4 protein-coding genes are annotated in these 5,742 nt (G+C 70.1%); 1 reads left to right on the top strand and 3 read right to left on the bottom strand.

The features are described 5' to 3' along the window. Positions 1-52: 52 nt before the first annotated feature. Positions 53-919, top strand: a complete 867-nt coding sequence (locus ACFO3J_RS17125; protein ID WP_386430321.1) for an alpha/beta fold hydrolase — start codon at positions 53-55, stop codon at positions 917-919. Between the two features lie 76 nt (positions 920-995). Here ACFO3J_RS17125 and ACFO3J_RS17120 read toward each other — a convergent pair whose 3' ends face one another. From ACFO3J_RS17120 to ACFO3J_RS17110, 3 genes are all read right to left on the bottom strand, one after another. Beyond that, positions 996-2,765 (bottom strand): MOSC domain-containing protein, encoded by a 1,770-nt coding sequence (locus tag ACFO3J_RS17120; protein ID WP_386430293.1) that lies wholly within the window; start codon positions 2,763-2,765, stop codon positions 996-998. Between the two features lie 84 nt (positions 2,766-2,849). Continuing rightward, a complete protein-coding gene (locus ACFO3J_RS17115; protein ID WP_386430292.1) occupies positions 2,850-3,302 on the bottom strand; it encodes a cupin domain-containing protein in 453 nt (150 codons plus the stop codon). A gap of 242 nt (positions 3,303-3,544) precedes the next feature. Then, positions 3,545-5,533: a discoidin domain-containing protein gene (locus ACFO3J_RS17110; RefSeq protein ID WP_386430291.1), complete on the bottom strand. Its 1,989-nt coding sequence runs from the start codon at positions 5,531-5,533 to the stop codon at positions 3,545-3,547. Positions 5,534-5,742: the final 209 nt, after the last annotated feature.

Below are 5,742 nucleotides of genomic sequence, written 5' to 3'. Positions count from 1 at the left end.
CGGTGACAACACCCCGTTCCCACAGGCAATCGAGCGCTTTCCGGAGGTCGACGTGCTCCCCACTCACCACAACACCGCGAACATCAAGGGCCAAGAGGTCTTCTACCGGGAGGCCGGTCCGGCCGACGCCCCGGTCATCCTGCTCCTGCACGGATTCCCGAGCAGTTCCCATATGTTCCGGAATCTGATTCCGGCGCTGGCCGACCGCTACCATGTGATCGCCCCTGACCATATCGGCTTCGGCTATTCCTCCATGCCGAAGGTGGGCGAATTCGGCTACACCTTCGACAACCTCACGAGCGTCACGGCGGGGCTGCTCGACCACCTCGGCGTCCAGCGCTTTTCCGTCTATGTGCACGATTACGGCGCACCCATCGGCTGGCGGCTGGCGCTCGACCCGTCGTACGACATCACCGCGATCATCTCGCAGAGCGGCAACGCCTACATGGAAGGCTTCCCCAAGCCGTTCTGGGACCCGCTCTTCGCCTACGCGTCGGCGCCCGGTCCCGACACCGAGAACGGGGCGCGCGCCAAATTCACCCCGGAGACGACGCGTTGGCAGTACGAGAACGGCTCCGCCGACCGGAGCCTGGTCAGTCCCGACACCTGGAACCACGACCAGGTCCTGCTGGAGCGGCCCGGCAACGACGAGGTCCAACTGGCGCTGTTCCGCGACTACCCGAGCAACATCGACGGGTATCCGAAGCTCCAGGAGTACTTCCGCACCAGCCAGGTGCCGTTGCTGGCGGTGTGGGGAGCCGGCGACGAGATCTTCGGACCGGACGGGACGCGGGCCTTCTCCCACGACCTGCCCGACGCGGAGGTCCACCTGCTGCCGGCCGGGCACTTCGCCCTGGAGACCCATCTCGACGCCATCAGCGGCTACATCCGGGGATTCCTGGGCCGCGTGCTGAGCTGACTGACGCGCCCGCCCCCTGCCGGTGTCCGCGGTCGTGCGGCGGACACCGGCAGGCCCACGTCTCACCAGTCACGTCTCACAGGTCCAGGACGACGTCCTCGGCCGGCGTGGAGCAGCAGATCAGCGCGTTGCCCTCGGCCGGTGGCTCGACCGGATCCGGCGAGTAGGCGACGGAACCCGACAGCAGGCCCGATTCGCAGGTGTGGCACACACCCGTGCGGCACGACCAGCGGACCGGCACGTCGCACGACTCGGCGAGTTCGAGCAGGCTCATCCGGTCGGCGTTCCACGGCACCGCCAGCCCGCTGCGCGCGAAGGACACCGAGGGCCCCGTCCCTTCCGGGCCCTCGGGCCGGTGGGGCGGGCGGCCGGTGGTGGCGGCGATACCGGGCGTGACGGAAGGCCCGGCGCCGAAGAGCTCGGTGTGGATCCGGGAGGCGTCGAGACCGGCCTCGACGAGTGCCTTGGTGAGGTCGTCCATGAAGTCCGAGGGGCCGCACAGATAGGCGTCGGCGTCCGCCGGCAGGTCGAGGCCGGCCACCCGGTCGGGCGACAGGTGTCCGGTGCGGGTGTAGTCGACGCCCTCGCGGTCCCCGCTCGCCGGACGGCTGTAGAAGATGTCGGCGCTCGCGTCGGGCAGGCTGCCGATCAGGGCGCGGCTCTCCTCGGCGAAGGGGTGCTCGGCTCCGTCCCGCGCTCCGTGCAGCCATCTGATCCGGCGCCGGGATCCGGCCCTGGCCAGTGCGTGCAGCATGGCCAGTACGGGTGTGGCGCCGACCCCGACGGACAGCAGCAGTACGGGGTTGTCGCCCTCGTCCAGGCAGAAGGAGCCGCGCGGCGCCGCGATGTCGAGAACGTCACCGACGCCGACGTGGGCGCGCAGATGGCCGCTGGCGGCGCCGTGCGGCTCCTGCTTCACACTGATCCGGTAGCTGCCGGCCCCGGGCTCGCCGGACAGCGAATAGCTGCGGATCAGCGGCGGGGCGCCTTCCTTCGGCTGGAGCTTCACGGTGACGAACTGGCCGGGCCGGGGGGCGGGCAGCGGTGTGTCGTCCGAGGAGGCCAGTGTCAGGGAGAACACGCTCCGGCTCTCCGGGGTGACCGCGGTGACCTTCAGGGCCCGGAACCCGGTCCAGGCGGGCGGCGCGCCGCCCGCCTCCGAGCTGAGTCCGGCGCTGCCGGTGTCCGTGCCCGAGCCGCTGTCCGCCTGGTCCAGCAGGGTCTGCAGCGAAGTACGCCATCCGGGGCTGAGCGCCGGGATGCGCAGCGCCCGCTCGACCTGGTCGCGGGTGTGTCCGGGCAGGTACAGCACCGCGTCGATCTCCTGGACGCTCATCGCCTCCGGTCCCGAGGAGACCTTGACGATCTCCTGCCCGGCTTCGACCTCGCCCTCCTCGATCACCCGGAGGTAGAAGCCGGGACGGCGGTGGGAGATCAGCAGTGCGGCCATCTGGGGTTCGCCGAGGCGCAGGCCGACGCGATAGCACGTCACGCGCGGCTGGGTGACCTCGAAGACGGCCGCGCCGACCCGGTACCGGTCGCCGATGCACACTTCGTCGTCAGGAAGTCCGTCGACCGTGAAATTCTCGCCGAATTCGCCGGGGGCGAGATCGTCGCGGCCCAATTCCTTGGCCCAGTGGCGATAGGAGTCGAGCTGGTAGACGAGTACGGCACGCTGTTCACCGCCGTGCCCGCCGAGGTCGCCCTGTCCGTCCCCGTCGATATTGAGCCGCCGCACCATCCGCGGCCCGGAAACGGTCTGCTTCCACACACCGGTGTAAACGGATTTGCCGTTCCACGGGACGTTCTTGGGCATCCCGATATTCACCGCAATCAACGTGGCCACACCATCACCTCGCCATCTCCGGCTGTCGCGAGCCTAACAGCCGGCGGGTGAATCGGCTCGGGCACGCCGACCGTCCGGCGGTATTCAGGCGTCGCCGCCGGCCTGGTCCAGAAGGGTGAAATCGGCGAAGTCGAACCCGGGGGTGACCATACAGCTGACCAGCACCTCGTGCTCGGCGGCCGGTTCGGCGCGCTGCCAGTGGCCGGCCGGGACCAAGTGGTGGAAACGCCGGTCGTGTTCGATGTCGGGGCCGAGGAGGTGGTCGGTGACGGCGCCGGGGGCCGGGCCGGGCGGGGCGGTCTGGAGCAGGAGCGGGCCGCCGTACTGCCACAGCCAGATCTCGTCGGAGGCGACGGTGTGCCACGCGGAGTGCTCGCCGGGGGCCAGCAGATAGTGGATGAGGGTGGCCGAGGGGCGGGGGCCGCCGCGGACCGGGTGGGGCAGGGTGACGGGCGAGGTGTAGACGCTGCGGTACCAGCCGCCCTCGGGGTGGGGGCTGAGACCGAGCGCGCCGACGAGTGCGGGCGGGGACGTCATCGTCTGGTTCCTTCCTCGGCCGCCGGGCGCGCCGGGTGGACATCGTGAGCCGGTCCCGCGCGACCTGGCTCGGCGGCATCCCAAAATAGCGGCCCGGCCGCGCCCGGCCCCGTCCCCGCACCCGAATGTCGGGCGCGAGTCGGACGCCGGCGTGGAAGCAGCGCCGTGGAGGGCGCGGTGGAAGGCGAGCCGCCTCATGGACCACACGCGCGCCGGCGGTCCATGAGGCGACGAATGGGGGGTCAGGCGCCGTAGACCTGGAATTCGGCGAGCTGGCCGGCCGGCCAGCCGGTGTTGGCGGTGAAGTTGAGCCGTACGTAACGGGTGGTGACGGTGGCCGGCAGGGTGAGGGTCGCGGTGTTCCCCGAGGCCGGGTTGAACGAGTAGGAGGCGGAGCCGAGGAGTTGGGAGAAGCTGCCGCCGTCGGTGCTCCCCTGCACCGAGACGGTCTGGGAACGCGTCGCCCAGGCGGTGGCCGGGGGCAGGCTCAGCACGATCCGCTTCACACCCAGCGCGGAGCCGAGGTCGACCTGGAGCCATTGCGGGAAGGCGTTGTTGGCGGACTCCCAGTAGCTGTTGGCGTCGCCGTCCACCGCGTTGCCCGAACCGTAGGACTGGGTGTGGCTGCTCTCCGAGGTGGGCTGGTGCAGCGCGAGGTTGGTGGTCGGTGAGCCGCTGCCCGCGTCGGTGGTGGCGCTGACCTGGCCGGACGACGGGGAGACGTTGCCGGCCGCGTCGATGGCCTGGACGTCGAAGGTGTAGGAGGTGGACGGGCTGAGGCCGGTGACGGTGAAGGCGGTGCTGCCGGCCGCGGCGGTGCCCACCACGGTGGCGGCGGAGCCGGCGATGCGCCTGATCCGGTAGCCGGTGACGCCCACCGTGTCGGTGGAGGCGGTCCAGGCCAGCGCCACGGTGCTGCTGGTGTGGCCGGTGACGTGCAGGGCGCTCGGCGCGGTCGGCGGGACGGTGTCGCCGCTGCCGGAGACGACGGGCTGGGTGGGGCGGGTGGCGGTGAGCGCGATCTGGCCCTTGAGCATCTTGCCGCCGTCGCCGGTCAGCCGCAGGTAGTAGTCCGACGAGCAGGCGGTGCCGTCCTCGTCCAGCGCCAGGAACCCGGAATTGGTCGGCGTCCATGCCTGCGACTCGGCGGTCTTGGCGATCTGGTTGCCCTCGTTGAACTCGTCGAACATCGAGATGTAGATGCCCTGCGCGCCCACCCGGACCATGTTGTAGAACTGCCGCCACATGAAGTCGCCGTGCGCCCGCTGGCGCCCCGAGACGTCACCGGGCAGCACGCACGGCTGGTAGTCGACCCCGTGGGCGTTGCAGTCCGCCTGGTCGCCGACGTTGATGGCGGAGTAGATGTTGTCGGAGTCGCCCGCGTTGCCGATCGCGCCGACCATCCACGGGGAGAGCATGTTGAACGCGTGGTAGACGTCGAGGTAGCCGGTGCGGGTGCCCGCGCCGCCCACCCGCCATTCGCGCGGCACCCCGCCGATGACGTAGCAGCCCTGCGCCTTGAACCAGTTGATGACGTCCAGGCAGGCGTCGGTGCTGAAGGGGTGGTTGTTGTCGTTGAAGCCGAAGCCCCAGATGCAGACGACCGGCTTGCCGTTCTGGGTGGCGTAGGCCGATGAGGCGGTGTGCGCCTTCATCTTGTTGGTCCAGTCGGTCTTGATCTCCGACTGCATGTTCGTCCAGCCGGACACGTCATACATGATGTAGAACTTCCGGCCGTGCGACTCGGCGGCGCTGCGCACCTTGAGCGCCATCGCGTCCCGGGTCGGGCCCTCGCCGCCGGTGGGGTTGAAGCGCTGGAGCGCGGCGGTGTCGATGTTGTTCTGCTGCATCCACAGGAAGTGGGTGTCGACCGTCTGCTGGTCGTAGGAGGAGAACAGCGTGGCGGGCTGGCCGTTGCCGAGGTTGGCGTACGCGGTCTGGTAGCCGTGGGTGTACTCGCGCATGTCCGGCCAGCACTTGATGCCGGTGTTGGACGGGGACGGCGACTGGCCCCAGTTCTGGGTCCAGTGCCACCAGCCGTTGATCGGGGCGCCGTCGCCGACGCAGGCGAACCAGCCCTGGTAGCCGACGGTGATCTTGCCGACCACGTCACCCGGCGGACTCCCGGCCGCCGCGGCGCGGCCGGCCGCCGCTGTCTCGGCGACCCCGATCGATCCCGCGGCTCCCACCGCGATGGCGGCCTGCAGGAAGACCCGGCGTGTGACACCCATCTGGACTCTCCTCCGGTCGGCTGTCAACTCCCGCCACCGCGCGACCTGGTGGGGTTCAGCCGCGGATGGGAAGTCTGGCGCGGGGGAGCGTAATGACGGGGTTACTTGAGCGCAATAGTCCGTGCGTCAGGCGAAATAATTGACACCCTCTTACGCAAGAACGCTAGGCCGTGACGTGCGCGGCCGAACCGGGACCGGGGCGACGCACG

This window comes from Streptomyces polygonati (genome assembly GCF_042650325.1).
In the GTDB taxonomy this organism is placed as follows: Bacteria; Actinomycetota; Actinomycetes; order Streptomycetales; family Streptomycetaceae; genus Actinacidiphila; species Actinacidiphila polygonati.
Note: the sequence above shows the minus strand (reverse complement) of the source record. Positions and strands in the feature narration are given on the sequence as shown.

Bases quoted from the DNA above. Each gene is read 5' to 3' on its own strand.
- ACFO3J_RS17115 (WP_386430292.1), bottom strand. From the start codon at position 3,302: ATGACGTCCCCGCCCGCACTCGTCGGCGCGCTCGGTCTCAGCCCCCAC.
- ACFO3J_RS17110 (WP_386430291.1), bottom strand. From the start codon at position 5,533: ATGGGTGTCACACGCCGGGTCTTCCTGCAGGCCGCCATCGCGGTGGGA.